Here is a 14,640-nt window from a genome sequence, read left to right as displayed (position 1 = left end):
AAAAAAGCAGTTGGCCCCTTTACCGTTTACTTTCTTCCATATTTTCACTTTGCACTTAGCATTTCTACTACTTCTCTAAGATCTGTTTTCGTACCAACGTTTCCTGGGAAAATAACATAAGATATACCAGGGAATTTACTTTCTTCCCCTGTAGTCCAAACAGGAATCCCTGGTCGAACTTGCCCAGCAACAGTTGCTCTCTTCACTTCCAATCCATTTGTCCCTACATCACTAGAAGTAATTCCTCCTTTTGCAATAACAAAGGAAGGTCTTACTTTAAGCTGTTTGACGATGGAAGTTACTGCAGTAGATATCTTTATAGATAACTGCAACTCTTCTTCTTTCTTATCTTCTCCTAAATCCAATCTTGCTCTCTTTGTATAGACAGCCACATTCTTTCCGCTTGCTATTAATCGGTTCGTTTCTTCTATTACTCTATTAAGTTCACTAGCAAAGGCATTATCATCTAATACTAAATGCACATCAAATTCAATGAATTCCACTACATCTGACTTCATTAATTCTTCTAGCTGCTCTGTTGTCTTTTTAACATGAGAACCAACAATAACAACTCCACCATTTGATGTTTCTCCTTGCATTAATTCTTCATGAGTAAGTAATGGTTTATCGCTTACTCCACCAATCACTTTCGTTAATGCAGCAGCACTTCTAAATAAGAAGTTTTTCCCTTTATTTATAGCTCTGATTAAAGCAATCGTAAATACTTTAACATCGACATAATCTACTGCATTTACAATTACTTTGTTAAAATCAGTTACATTTAACAATTGCTGTTCTATTCCTTCTATATCTACTGAACGAAGGCTTTCTAGAGAGATATAAACCATGTTTTCTGCTTTATATACTCCTTCTGTTTTCTCCTCCGTATACTGTCCTAAATGAGAGCTTCTATATCCAAACGTGCGGTCTTTGGCAAATTCGGTTTCACCAGCTGGTACAAGGTACTCTTCATATTGCACATAGTGCGTATTATCGATTGTAAATCGACCACCTTCTTTAAAGAAAGGGATGATAACTTCTCCATCAAATACAGTTGATGAATGAGATTCTACTGCCATTTTTAATACTTGTGTTTCTAATGGATAATGACCTCTTAATGTAGAATCTCCACGGCTGATAATAATAAAATCTTGATTATATTTGCTTGCCGCTTTTACAATATTATTCGCTATTTCTTGATGCACTTCCGTTGTTTCAGCTGCTGTAAATCCACGGGAATTTGTCAGAATAAAGAACATGCTAATCTCTTCTTGAAACCCGCGTTCTATACTTTCCAATGTCCAATCTGTATAAACGGAAATTCCATGAACTGTTTGCACACCAGTGGGATCATCATCTAGAACAATAATCTTCTTATTATGATGGTTTAATTCTTCCTTAATTAACTCATTTACTTTTCCTTCATCAATAGTAGGAATCTTATTAAGTACTTCCTCAACTAATCTTTTATTGGTGTTCACCATTAGTCCCTCCTACCTTTACATTTGCTAGTTTTTCATAATGTTGAACAATTCCGCCATGATCGTCCATCAATTTTCCATCTACTTTTAATGCGTGAAAAATTTCTAGTAGATGACTAGATAAAGGGAGTGGAACACCAATTTCATGAGCAGTGTCCATTACATTCGTAATATCCTTCATATTAATAGCGATAGTGCCCCCTGGTTTGAAGTTTCGTTCTAAGATTAGTGGAACTTTTGCATCTAAAACGGCACTACCAGCTAATCCTCCTCTAATCGCTTGATACATTTTTTCTATATCAATTCCAGCTTTTGCTGCAAGAACAAGTGCTTCTGACATAGCCGCAATATTTAAGTTTACAATAATTTGGTTAGCAAGCTTTGCTGTAACTCCACATCCGCTATCCCCAACTAAAGTTATGTCCTTTCCTACGTCTAACAGAATTGGTTTAGCTGCTTCGAATACATCTTCCTTTCCACCAACCATAATAGCAAGTGTTCCATCAATTGCTTTCGGTTCCCCACCACTAACTGGTGCATCCAAAAATCCAACACCCTGCTTAGCTGCTTCTTCTGCTAAGGCTTTCGAAACTGCTGGAGTAATAGAACTCATATCTATAATGATACTTCCTTCTTTCGCTCCAGCTAAAATACCATTTTCCCCTAGTACTACAGATTGCACATGATGAGAAGCAGGTAGCATAGTAATGATAATTTCACTCTCTTCTGCTATTCTTCTCGGTGTTTCTCCAAAAACTGCACCCGCTTTCAATAATGCTTGCACAGCATCTTTATTTAGATCATTAACTGCCACTTGGTGTCCAGCTTTAATTAAATTTAATGCCATCGGTTTTCCCATAATACCTAATCCGATAAATCCAACCTTTTTTGCCATTTTTATTCAACCTCATTTCTTAACTTTATTATTTTATAAGTATCTTTACACTAAACTTCGAATTTCCTGTTACAAGCAATCGCTTTCAAGTAACTTTATAGTGACATTGTATACTAATATTTTTATTCTGTATACATTTTAATAATATTTTGTATACAAAAATTTATAAAAGGAATTCATATTTAGTAACTTTGAGATTTTTCTGAGATAATTTGATACTATAAATATAGGTTTAAATAATACTGGGGTGAAACTTGTGTTAGAAAGCAATAATATACGATCAGCAGCACTTCAAAGCTATGAAATTCTCCGTGATAAGATTCTTTCTGGTGAGCTACCAGGTGGAACAAAAATTGTGGAAGAAAAAATAGCAACAGAGTTAGGTGTCAGCAGAACACCCATCAGAGAATCCATTCGAAAATTAGAATATGAAGGACTTATCGTAAAAAAGAAGGTTGTTAAACCAACTGAGAAGGATTTACGAAACATCTTTGGAGTAAGAATTCTATTGGAAGGACATTCTGCTAGATGTGCTGCTGATTTTTTAAAGGATCAAGAAATTGAAAAGTTATACAAGTATGTGGAAATTGGTAGGTCTGGAACGAAGGCAGAAATTATGTCTGCAAACGAGGCTTTCCATAATGACATTGTTCGGGCTAGTAATAATCCTGTTATGATTGATACTATTGATCGCATGCAGGCCATTATTTATTTATTTCGCAAAACAGTCGTTATTTATAACAGACCACGCTTAATTGATGAGCATGAGGAAATTTATGAGGCCATTAAAAGCAGAGATGGAAGCAAAGCGGAAGAGTTGATGAAGAAACATCTGGAGAATGACTTGAATTTTTATTTGCATATTAGTAATGAATAAAGGTAGGACATCTTTGTCCTACCTTTTTCGTTATATTTAGCCTTATACTATTATAGTTGAAACAACGAAGAATTCCCTTTTATTACTAGGATTTGCATTTACTCTATCTGATTGGAAGAGTCTCTTTCCATCATTCCAAATCGTGTGTCAGCAATCTTACCATTTTCTCATTGCCTTTTCGCTTTTGAAATGGTCTTGGATATTAAAGTTCCTTTATTCTCTTCGTTAATTCCAAAAATCGTTTATCCAATTCGGCATATTCCTTATCTTTAGGAGTCATAAAGCTTAGCTTTCCTAATACCTCTTGTTTTTCTGTTTCTAGTCTCATGCGTATTTCTTCTTTTTCATCGTTTTCTTCTTGTATTCCCTCTGTCCATTGTCTTTGAATGGTACCATTTTCTATCACTAATGTACTCATAGTTGTTTTTTCTAAGAAATATCGGTCATGGGATACGATGATAAGTGTTCCATTATATTCAGCTAACGTAGCTTCTAGCTGTTCTCGTGAAGGAAGATCCAAATGGTTTGTTGGCTCATCTAGTATGAGTACCTCTTTTTCTTCCAATATATACACCATCAGCTTACATTTTACTCTCTCCCCCATACTCATATTACCTATAGGTTCTTTCCATTGAGTAGAAGTAAAGCCTAAATGCTTCATCAAATTTTGGACCTTGCCTCTTTCTTCATAGGTCTCTTTATAAAATAACTGCTCTGGTGATTGATCCATTGGTAAGTCATATACTTCCTGTGTTAAATAACCAATATTAGCAGCTGGTGAAATCCATATTTCCCCTTCTGCCTCTTCTCTTCCTAATAATATATTTAACAATGTTGTCTTCCCACTTCCATTTGGTCCAACAATTGCTATCTTCTCTCCATGCTGTATCGTGAAATTTACCTTTTCAAAAAGTTTGTTTCCGTCAAAGTCTTTTGACAGGCTCTTCACTTCTAACACTCGTTTTCCCATCCTTTTCATTGACTGAATGGAAAATTGAACCTTATATTCCTCATCTACTCGCTCTACTTTTTTGCTTGCTAATTCTTTTTCTAATCTTTTTTGCTTGGATTTTACTTGTGCATCCATTCTCTTTGCCTTTGTTCGATAATATTCCTTAGGAAATTCTTGCTTGGTAGATTGTACATGAGCTTTTTGTGACCAAGAAGTAAGTTCTTTCATTTGACCTTCTATTCGTTGTATCTTTTTCTGTTGACTATCATATTCTCTTTGTTGAGTTGCTCGCCTTTGCTTTCTTTCTTCTATATAACTAGTATAGTTTCCCTTATGCTCATATAGTTTTTGTTTTTCAATGGCCCATATCTTTGTTATTACAGCATCTAAAAAGGCACGATCATGGGATACTAGAATGATGGTTCCCTTATAGTTTTTGATCTCATTTATTAATAATTCCATACTTTGTTTATCTAAGTGATTAGTTGGTTCATCTAGTAATAACAAATCTGCTTCATGGGAGAATCCCTTCGCCAAACGCGCCTTTAATTTCTCTCCGCCACTCATGTAAGTAAAATCATGATTAGGAACCTGCCATTTATCTAATAATTTCCCTTCTACCAGATTCTGCTTTTTCACAGTAAAAGATTCCGCTTCTTGCTCTACCAGCGTAATTTTTGTGTCTGTATTAAGCATTTTAATATGTCCTTTAGTAGGAGAAATACTATTGTGTACTAAATGCAATAACGTTGATTTTCCTGCACCATTTTTTCCTATTATGCCAATGATATCTCCCTTGTGAACACTTCCTATGATATCTTGAAAAATAATCATTTCATCCACTTCATAGCTTATATTTACCAATTTTAATAATTCACTCATACACTCTAACCCCTTTATGAGGGAGAATAAAAAAATCCCCCCAATTTTTATATTGGAAGGATTAGTCCGCACCTACTTATCATTAAATAATCCTATTTCTTGATGTACTTTTATCCATCAAGAAATAGCGACTTGTTAAAGTCATAATTATTAAATATGCATTGGCACTCGTATATTGAAAATGGGCAGACTAATCCTATTTTATATGATTTGAAAAATTTTCATTTCAAATGGTTAAAATAAGATTAGTTCTTCATCGTTCACCCATCATCCCTTTCATCGTTTCATATCTCCACTATACCACAATGCTTTATTAGAAACCATTTTTCCCATTATCTCTTTTTTGTATCCTGTAACAAATTTGTTAAAACTCAGCCATGTTTCCTCACTAGAAAGGCAATATACTTAACTTTAAAGAGGAAATGGAGTTGTTGTATATGAAAAGAAAAATGGCATTGTTTATCTTACTTTTCACAGGAGTTGGAGCCTTTATTTCAGGGTTATTCTTTATCTTTGATCCTACTGGTCGCTCCATGGGAATGAAATCAAGCATACTTCCTAGTAGCTTATTCGAAGATTTCCTTATCCCTGGTATTATCTTATTGAGCATGATTGGAATTGGTCACTTTCTTGTTTTCATTCTTTGTCTATACAATCACTCAAAATTCTCCCTATCCCTACAGCTTATCGGTTCTTTTCTATGTTCTTGGATCATTATCCAAATCATCATGATTGGCTTATCCTCTATCTTTCAACCAATCTTCTTAGCTATCGGGATATTCGAGGTGATCATTGCTCCTAGATGGATAACGAAAGCTTCATTATAATATACCTTCTGCTATTCTTCGGTCTTATAATGTCTTTTTCCCCACTCTCCCATCATATCTAAAATGGGGATAAAACTAATACCCTTTGAAGTTAAGGAATACTCTACCTTTGGAGGTACTTCTTTATATACCTCCCTATGCACCATCCCATCTCCTTCTAATTCTCTCAATTGTCTTGTTAGTATTCCCTTTGATATTCCTGGTAACAGTCTTTGCATTTCATTAAATCTTTTTGTTCCCCTACTTAAATGCCACAAGATAATGATTTTCCACCTTCCTGCAGTCAAATTCTGTGTATAAGTAACAGGGCAAAACCCTACTTCCTCTTGCTTCTGATCAGAATTTTCCGGAATAATAAACCGAGCCATATACATTCTCCTTTTCCATGGTACTATTTTTGTGACTATGTTATAAAAATATAACTACTTTTATTTTCTTTACTATGAATATATTATAAAGCTATACTTCATTCTAAAAAAGGGAAAAATAAAAGGAGGAAAAATTCATGAAATTATTAGTTACAGGAGCTACAGGTAAATTAGGATCTAAAATCATTCAAGTATTATTAAAAACGGTACCATCTGAACAGCTTGCGGTGAGTGTACGTGAACCTGAAAAGGCACAAGATTTAAAAGCCAAAGGAGTAGACGTTCGTCAAGGCAACTTTGATCAACCTGAATCATTAAATACTGCATTTGCAGGTATTGATCGCTTATTAATCATCTCTGCAGATGGTGATACAGAAACAAGAATTAGACAACATGGTAACGCCATTTCAGCTGCTGAACATGCTGGAGTAAAATTCATTGCCTATACAAGTATTGCTAATGCACAAGAAAGTACAAATGCTTTAGCAGAAGTACACAAGGCTACAGAAACAGCCATCTTAGAAACAGGAATTCCATACTCCTTCTTACGTAATAACTGGTATTTAGAAAATGAACTTTCTAGTATTCAAGGAGTGATTGCTGGTGCACCGTGGTTTACTTCAGCTGAGAGTGGTAAAGTAGGTTGGGCTCTGCAACAAGATTATGCAGAAGCTGCAGCTGCAGTATTAGCTGGTGAAGGCCATGACAATACGATTTACGAGCTTTCTGGTAAACCACTAACTCAAGAAGAAATTGCTTCTGCAGTTGGAAAAGCACTTAATAAAGAAGTGGAAGTACAACAAGTAGATGACAATGCTTATGCAGAAGTAATGAAAGCTGCAGGAGTACCAGAGTTTATTATTCCAATGTTAGTAAACATTCAAAAAGATATTCGTGAAGGTACTCTAGACATAGAAAGTAATGATTTTGAGAAATTACTTGGAAGACCTGCTACAAGAGTGGAAGAAGGAATTGCTAAATTAGTGTAATAAAGAGAGCTCAGCATTTAGTGCTGAGCTTTACCTATTCCTACCTATTATATTCTTCCTATTATTCTGGCATACTTTGCATTACCTTACTTTTTCTTTTACCCTCACTCTTCCTTTTCGAGAGCAAAAGTCCTGTTAAAGTAAGCAGTGTTCCAAAACCGGCCATCCAGGTTAATGGTTCCTGTAATACAATCATGGCCGTAATAACGGTAATAACAGGTACTAGATAAATATAAACACTAGTTTTAATAGCTCCTAGCTTTTTAATAGCAAAACTCCAAGTAACAAAGCAAAGTGCAGATGCCCCTATGCCTAGGTAGATGATATTAAACAAATAAACTGGATTCGCAAATCTTTCTATATTCAGCTGAAAATCAGTAATAAATAAAATGGGAATCATAAACAATATTCCATAAATAAACACTTGTCTTGTAGCTTGTATCGTATGATATCCATATTCACTAATTTTCTTTGAAAGAACAGAATAAATAGCCCATACAAGTGTAGCAATAATAGCTAGAAAATCCCCCATTGGATTCATAGCAAATTTCGTTGTTCCATTAAAGCTAATAAGGAATATACCTATAAGGGCTACAATAAAGCCAATAAAGAAGTTTCTATGTAAGGCTTCATTTTTTAAATATACAAAAGTTAGAATAGCGGTAAAAAAAGGAACAATTGCACTTATTACTCCTACATTAGATGCCATTGTATACGTTAAGGCGATATTTTCTAAGAGATAATACATCGTTACTCCACATAATCCTGCACTTGCGAATAAAAGATGGTGTTTCTTATCTCTTATTTTTAGTCGATATGGATAGATAACACATAAAACAATTAGTCCAATAAAGAAGCGAAAAAACAAAATCTCCATTGGAGTAAGGTCCGTTAATAAGATTTTAGTAGATATATAGGTTGTTCCCCAAATTATAATAGTAATAAGGGCAGAAAAATGCCCTATGTTCAGTTTATTTTCCATACACTTTCCTTTCCTTTAAAGATAGGTTTCTTTCCTATTGTCTAAATAAATATTTCTGTATTGTCCTGGAGGCAACCCAATAAAGTCAGTAAAGAACTTACTGAAGTGGCTTTGATCTACAAAACCAGTCTGCATAGCCACTTCTAAGGGTTTCATTCCTAGACCTAACAATTTCTTTGCTTCATTAATACGTACAGTTTGCAAGTAGCGATATGGAGTGATTCCTCTAATACGTGTAAAGGATCTTAATAATGTGTATTTATTCATATCACTTACTTCTACTAATTCAGTGAGAGAAATTGGTTCTGCATAATGTGTATCAATAAATCTGCAAACTCTTGCAACTTTTTGCTCGGTTTTATTTAGCTGATTCACCTTTGCCATTTCTCCATACTGCTCCAATAATTGATCTATTAAAAAATAAAATGTTTCTTCTTTCTCAAAATCGCTTACCTCATCCATAATCATTTCATGAAGATGCCGTAACATAGGAGCATACTCACTGCCAAATACAACAGGATCTGTAAAAATAGGTGTGTCCTCTTTGCCAGTTATCTCTTTAACCACTTTTTGCATAACCTCTAGCTCTATATGTAGACATCGATAATCCAATGTTTCTTTATCAATTTGTTCACAAGCATGATTTTCAAAAGGATTAAAAAAAATTAGATCACCACTATTAATAATGTACTCTTTATTCTTACATGACATTTTTCTTTGACCACTCTCAATAAACCCAATGACGTAATATTCATGAAAGTGATTAGGAAACTTCTGCATGATTCCATGAAAATGATACGCTTCGATTTGCAGTTCATGATCGAAGCAAACTTTTCTTTCTCCTTGATTCATGTTAAGATTACTCCTTTCAGTCCTGTTAAAAATAGCTTAGCATATCTTTATGAAAGCTTCTTGTATGATATTGACTAAAGAATAATTTAATAGTTTTAAATAACTATTTACATACCATCTTCTTTTTTATTAAGATGTAAGAATGTAAAAAACTTGCTCAGAAAAAAGAAACGGCTACTATTTATTCCTTCGACTACTGATAGAAATGTCCACACCTTTTTATCAGTAATCTGTTAGTTGCTGTTTTTTTATATGTAAAAATTTTCATTTACCCTTCTAAAAAACATAAAAATTCTCTCATCTGTTTGATTAAACCCTATCATTACTGGGGTAAATTTTATTAGTAATTTACAAGCTATTTCCTTTGACAAAAAACTTCTTTCGTACTTTATTGACTAAGGAGTAAGAAATAGGGTTATATATACCTTAGACACCACATATTGTGACGGAATTATTAGGATGCTCTATATTTAGTGTCCCAAGTATGTGGTTAGTATTTTAAATTCCCCAAGGAGGGAAGTGCTTTGCTTATTGTGTTCGACAGTAAAACAGGAAATGTTCGCCGTTTCGTACGTAAACTAGACATACCAGAGGACCAAGTAAAAGAGGTGTACCCTGGACTTACAATCTATGAACCTTACATTCTTCTAACGTACACGACTGGCATGGGACAAGTTCCGAAAACTACTCTAGATTTTCTAGAGTCCAATCACAACCAGCTTCAAGGTGTAGTGGCAAGTGGAAATCGGAACTGGGGACAGAACTTCGCGGTTAGCGCCGATAAAATATCAAATATGTATGGAAAACCGATACTGCATAAGTTCGAAATGAGCGGTATGCCCGAAGACGTGAAGACACTTAAGGAAAGGGTGCAAATAATAAATTATGAGACATATAGAGTTAAACAATGAGGTGACTCAACTTAACGAAAAAGGCTTTTTCCGTTTAGAAAAGGATAAAGAGGCAGTTGCTGAATTTCTAGTATCAGAGATTGAACCAAAATTAATTCGTTTTGATTCAGTCGAGGAAAGATTCACTTATATGGTGAAGGAAGATTTTTATTACCCAGAGGTTCTAGATCAATACAAATTGAGTGAGATAGAAGAAATCACAAAAGCTGTTTATGACTACGAATTTAAATTTCAATCCTATATGGCTATTTCAAAGTTTTATAAAGATTATGCTTTGAAATCAAATGATAAGAAATTTTACTTAGAAACATATGAAGACCGCATTATTATTGTAGCTTTATTCTTAGGACAAGGTTCTGCTGAAAAGGCAAAAAGAACAGCTATTGCTATGATTGAGCAACGCTATCAACCTGCAACACCTACTTTCTTAAATGCAGGTCGCAGTCGCCGCGGGGAAATGGTTTCTTGTTTCTTATTAGAAATGGACGACTCCTTAAACTCTATCTTCCAAAATATTAATACATCTGGCCAGTTATCTAAAATTGGTGGTGGAGTTGCTTTAAATCTCTCTAAATTACGTGCTCGTAATGAACAAATAAAAGGAATCGACAATGCAGCATCAGGTGTTGTTCCTGTTATGAAGTTATTAGAAGATACATTCTCTTATGCAAACCAATTGGGTCAACGTAAAGGTGCAGGAGCAGCTTACTTAAATATCTTCCATTGGGATGTAGTTGAATTTTTGGATAAATATACGTGTCCCGCTGCTTAGTGATAAGTAGTGTAAACCTTGTGAACGCAAGCAAAAGCGGTGTCGTAAAATAATTACGGCTAACGGTAGAAGTTAAATAAGCATCTCATGATGACGAATACGCTTCGTAAGAGATCCTACGGCCCTGCAAATGGGTAGCAGGCAATACCGTGCCAAGCTTTCTAGAGATAGATTATCGCAGATATGTAATTGACTTTTATTCAGAGGTGAGATTATGAACTGCGGTATCTATATGATAACGAATAAATTAAATGGAAATTTTTATGTCGGAAGTTCAAATGATTTTAAAACCCGCTGGAAAACACATCGAAATCAGTTAAACGCTGGTGTTCACCATAGTATCCACTTACAAAGAGCATGGAATAAATATGGTGAAGAATCATTTGAGTTTGCAGGAATTATCGAGTTGCCTGAAGATAAAAATATTCTCTTTGAAAAAGAACAAATTCTTCTTGATCAGCACTATGGCAAACAATATTGCTATAATGGGCATCTTATCGCACGAGGAGGTGCACTCCCAGGCGAGTTAAATCATATGTATGGCAAAACCCATACCGATGAAGTTAAGAAATTCTTATCAGAAATAAATAAGGGTAAGAATAATTATTGGTACGATAAACCAGAACATATGGTAAAGATGAGAAGTGCTATTACTAAGAGATTTAATGGTAGAAAGCATACCCAAGAGACAAGAGAGAAGATGTCAAAAGCCCGAAAAGGAAGAAAACACCACGCTGACACAAAAAAAAGGATTAGCGAGGCACAAAAAGGGCAAATCAATCAGGGAAGAGAAAAGCAAAAGAAACCAATAAAAGTAAATGGTTCATATTATGATTCTTTTGCATCTGCAGGCAGGGCATTCGGTGTCCCAGGTAATACCATAAAGTACAGAGTATTTTCCGACAGGTTTCCAAATTATCAACTCTGGCAAGAAGGTGTAGAGACTATCGAAAGCTCGTCATATGACGAAAGCAAGTAGAGTAGGCAGGAGATTAGCACCTGTCCAAGTGCAAGGCTACTTTCTTAGTAGATGATATAGTCCACTCCTTGGCGAAAGCCTTGGGTAATAGTGACCAAAAAAATAAATGCCGATGAGAAGTCACGTATTCAAACACTATCCATTGGATTGATTGTTGAAAATAAATTCTTTGAACTAGCAAAACAAAATAAAGATCTTTATGTGTTTGCACCTTTCAGTGTCTTTAAAGAATACGGTATCCACATGGATGACATGAGAATGGATGATATGTACGAAGAACTGGTTACAAACCCTAATGTGAAAAAGCGTGTCATAATGACAGCTCGTGAAATGCTAACAAAAATTGCGCAAATTCAGTTAGAGTCTGGCTACCCTTACTTTATGAATAAGTCTAATGCTAATAATGTACATGCATTAAAGGATATTGGACAAGTGAAGATGTCTAACTTGTGTTAATTACTAGCACCTTCTAGGAGAAATCCTAGTCGAAAACTCTGTTAAACGGGGAAAGGCTCCATTGGAGGTAATCCCGTGCTAAATCTTATCGTAATAAGAATAATGACTTGGACATTGTCTTATGGTTATGTGTATGTATCGATGAACTTAACTATAAGAGACTTTCTGAACGATTACGATAAGTAAATGCCGAACGACTACCGAAAGCATAGCTGGATGAAAAACTCCAGTGAAGAAGCGAGTAGGGTACACTCAAGCGAGTGGAAAAGCAGAGCACCTTATCAGGTTAAGCTGAAGGTGATGATATAGTCTATCCTTACATGGTGACATGTAGCAGTTCATAAGAGAACGGGTCATGGAGTAGCGTCCCTGATCGAATATACGAGACAGAAATTTTCCAACTTCAAGAAACCTCTGAAATCACAGACTACGGTCAAGATGATATCATTCGTCGTGATATTAACTGTAACTTAGGCTCGCTGAATATTGCTAACGTGATGAGTCCTGGTAATGTATTTAGAGATTCTGTTCATGTTGGTATTGATGCTTTAACAATGGTATCCGATATTTCAGATATTCAAAACGCACCATCTGTTAAGAAAGCAAATGAAGAATTGCATGCGATTGGTTTAGGAGCAATGAATCTTCATGGCTATCTCGCTAAAAATAAGATTTCCTATGAATCTGTTGAAGCAAGAGACTTCACTTCTGTGTTCTTTATGATGTTAAATTTCTACTCTATCGAAAAGAGTATGTTAATTGCTAAGAGAAAAGGAGAAACTTTCAAAGACTTCGAAAAGTCCGAGTATGCAAAAGGAACGTATTTTGAAAAATATTTCACTACTGATTTTGCTCCAAAAACAGAAAAGGTTAAAGCATTATTTGAAGGTATTCATATTCCTACTTCTGAAGATTGGCAAGAACTTGCAGAACTAGTTAAAGAGCATGGATTATTTAATGCATATAGACTTGCTATTGCGCCGACGCAATCAATAGGATACATTCAAAATGCAACTGCTTCTATTATGCCGGTTGTAAGTCAAATTGAATCTCGTACGTATGCTAACTCAACTACTTATTATCCAATGCCTTATATGGATGAAACGAACTTCTGGTTCTATAAATCAGCATTTGATATGGATCAATTTAAAGTTATGCAACTAGTTGCATCAGCTCAACAGCACGTGGATCAAGGTATTTCTACTATTCTATATGTAAATTCAGAAATTTCCACGAGAGAACTTTCTCGCTACTATGTGTTTGCAAATGAAATTAAACTAAAATCCTTGTACTATACACGTACTCGTAATCTAGCAATTGATGAATGTATTGCTTGTTCTGTTTAATAATAAAAAGCGATTGGGAGAGGGAACTCTCCCCTTTTATTTATAATCACTGGAGGTAAAGAATATGACAAAATATGCTGTAAACTGGAATCAGCATGAAGATGATTACACACAAATGTTTTATACACAAAACACTAGACAATTCTGGCTGCCAGAAGAAATTAGCGTATCTGCTGACAAAAACACATGGGCAGAATTAACAGACCAAGAAAGAGATACGTATAAAAAAGTATTAGGCGGACTTACTTTACTTGACACAGAGCAAGGCGGAGAAGGAATGCCTTTAATCGCTATGCATGTGGAAGGATTACAACGTAAAGGTGTACTATCCTTTATGGGTATGATGGAACAAATCCATGCAAAATCCTATTCTACTATTTTCACAACACTTGCATCAGATGAAGAAATTGACCAAGTGTTTGACTGGGTGCATAACCATCCACAATTACAATATAAAGGTAAATTAATCTCTTCCTACTATTTAAAGTTATTTAAGCCGCAAACAAACAATTATGATTTGTATATGGCAACCGTTGCTTCTGTTTACTTAGAGTCTTTCTTATTCTATTCTGGATTCTTCTATCCACTCTTTTTAGCAGGACAAGGTAAATTAACTGCATCAGGGGAAATTATTAACTTAATAATTAGGGACGAGTCCATTCACGGCGTATATGTTGGACTTATTGCACAAGAGCTATTCGCAAAACTGTCAGAAGAAGAGCAAGCTTCCGCTATAAAAGAAAGAAATGAGTTACTTCATGACCTTTATCAAAACGAATTGGCCTATACAAATGATGTATACACGCAAATTGGTTTAGAAGAAGAAGTAGCTAAATTCATTCGTTATAATGCTAATAAAGCTTGCATGAATCTTGGCATTGATACTGTTTTTGATTCAGAAGCGATCAACCCAATCGTAGAAAATGGTATGAAAACAGATACGAAGAATCATGATTTCTTCAGCGTAAAAGGAAACGGATATGTGAAGGCTACAAAAGTAGAAACACTTACAGATGATGATTTCGACTTTGATTTCTTAACAAATGAATAATTATTCTATACTATATAAAA

At 34.9% G+C, this 14,640-nt stretch carries 12 protein-coding genes and 3 pseudogenes; 9 read left to right on the top strand and 6 right to left on the bottom strand.

Going from position 1 to position 14,640, the window contains the following annotated elements; genetic code table 11:
- Positions 1–44: 44 nt before the first annotated feature.
- Together F9279_RS03215 and garR are read right to left on the bottom strand one after the other, a co-directional pair.
- A complete protein-coding gene (locus tag F9279_RS03215) occupies positions 45–1,484 on the bottom strand; it encodes a four-carbon acid sugar kinase family protein (RefSeq protein WP_152111325.1) in 1,440 nt (479 codons plus the stop codon).
- Positions 1,468–2,376 (bottom strand): 2-hydroxy-3-oxopropionate reductase, encoded by a 909-nt coding sequence (garR, locus tag F9279_RS03210; RefSeq protein WP_152111324.1) that lies wholly within the window; start codon positions 2,374–2,376, stop codon positions 1,468–1,470. Before garR ends, F9279_RS03215 begins: the two co-directional genes overlap by 17 nt.
- A gap of 247 nt (positions 2,377–2,623) precedes the next feature.
- Here garR and F9279_RS03205 point away from each other — a divergent pair, with 247 nt between their 5' ends.
- Positions 2,624–3,253: a GntR family transcriptional regulator gene (locus F9279_RS03205; protein WP_152111323.1), complete on the top strand. Its 630-nt coding sequence runs from the start codon at positions 2,624–2,626 to the stop codon at positions 3,251–3,253.
- 202 nt (positions 3,254–3,455) lie between these two features.
- On the opposite strand, the gene abc-f is transcribed toward F9279_RS03205, so the two are convergent.
- Entirely contained in the window at positions 3,456–5,087 is a 1,632-nt protein-coding gene (gene abc-f / locus F9279_RS03200; protein ID WP_152111322.1) for a ribosomal protection-like ABC-F family protein, read from the bottom strand.
- 437 nt (positions 5,088–5,524) lie between these two features.
- Here abc-f and F9279_RS03195 point away from each other — a divergent pair, with 437 nt between their 5' ends.
- A complete protein-coding gene (locus tag F9279_RS03195) occupies positions 5,525–5,914 on the top strand; it encodes a hypothetical protein (protein WP_152111321.1) in 390 nt (129 codons plus the stop codon).
- An 11-nt stretch (positions 5,915–5,925) separates the two neighbouring features.
- Here the strand turns inward: F9279_RS03195 and F9279_RS03190 are convergent, their stop codons facing one another.
- Entirely contained in the window at positions 5,926–6,282 is a 357-nt protein-coding gene (locus F9279_RS03190) for a winged helix-turn-helix transcriptional regulator (RefSeq protein WP_152111320.1), read from the bottom strand.
- 137 nt (positions 6,283–6,419) lie between these two features.
- Between F9279_RS03190 and F9279_RS03185 the strand changes: the two genes are divergently transcribed.
- On the top strand, positions 6,420–7,271 hold the full coding sequence (locus F9279_RS03185) for an SDR family oxidoreductase (RefSeq protein ID WP_152111319.1): 852 nt from the start codon (positions 6,420–6,422) through the stop codon (positions 7,269–7,271).
- Positions 7,272–7,332: 61 nt separating this feature from the next.
- Here F9279_RS03185 and F9279_RS03180 read toward each other — a convergent pair whose 3' ends face one another.
- Both F9279_RS03180 and F9279_RS03175 read right to left on the bottom strand, forming a co-directional pair.
- On the bottom strand, positions 7,333–8,253 hold the full coding sequence (locus tag F9279_RS03180) for a DMT family transporter (protein WP_152111316.1): 921 nt from the start codon (positions 8,251–8,253) through the stop codon (positions 7,333–7,335).
- Positions 8,254–8,268: 15 nt separating this feature from the next.
- Positions 8,269–9,105, bottom strand: a complete 837-nt coding sequence (locus tag F9279_RS03175; RefSeq protein WP_152111314.1) for an AraC family ligand binding domain-containing protein — start codon at positions 9,103–9,105, stop codon at positions 8,269–8,271.
- 533 nt (positions 9,106–9,638) lie between these two features.
- Between F9279_RS03175 and nrdI the strand changes: the two genes are divergently transcribed.
- The 6 genes and pseudogenes from nrdI (at position 9,639) to nrdF (ending at position 14,620) form a co-directional block, all read left to right on the top strand.
- On the top strand, positions 9,639–10,016 hold the full coding sequence (nrdI, locus tag F9279_RS03170) for a class Ib ribonucleoside-diphosphate reductase assembly flavoprotein NrdI (RefSeq protein ID WP_319020740.1): 378 nt from the start codon (positions 9,639–9,641) through the stop codon (positions 10,014–10,016).
- Positions 9,991–10,764, top strand: a pseudogene (locus F9279_RS03165) (ribonucleotide reductase N-terminal alpha domain-containing protein); the annotation flags it as partial. The gene nrdI and the pseudogene F9279_RS03165, both read left to right, overlap by 26 nt.
- Before the next feature lie 256 nt (positions 10,765–11,020).
- Positions 11,021–11,767, top strand: coding sequence for an NUMOD3 domain-containing DNA-binding protein (locus F9279_RS03160; RefSeq protein WP_319020739.1), 747 nt, complete (start codon positions 11,021–11,023; stop codon positions 11,765–11,767).
- A gap of 93 nt (positions 11,768–11,860) precedes the next feature.
- Positions 11,861–12,220: pseudogene (locus tag F9279_RS03155) on the top strand (ribonucleotide-diphosphate reductase subunit alpha); the annotation flags it as partial.
- Positions 12,221–12,609: 389 nt separating this feature from the next.
- A pseudogene (locus F9279_RS03150) lies at positions 12,610–13,569 on the top strand (ribonucleotide-diphosphate reductase subunit alpha); the annotation flags it as partial.
- 64 nt (positions 13,570–13,633) lie between these two features.
- Positions 13,634–14,620 (top strand): class 1b ribonucleoside-diphosphate reductase subunit beta, encoded by a 987-nt coding sequence (gene nrdF / locus F9279_RS03145; RefSeq protein ID WP_152111307.1) that lies wholly within the window; start codon positions 13,634–13,636, stop codon positions 14,618–14,620.
- The last annotated feature ends 20 nt before the right edge of the window (positions 14,621–14,640 follow it).

The sequence above is a fragment of the Bacillus sp. B1-b2 genome, from assembly GCF_009183415.1.
Lineage (GTDB): Bacteria > Bacillota > Bacilli > Bacillales > Cytobacillaceae > Niallia.
The sequence above is the reverse complement of the archived record's forward strand: the minus strand, read 5'-3'. Positions and strand labels throughout refer to the sequence as shown.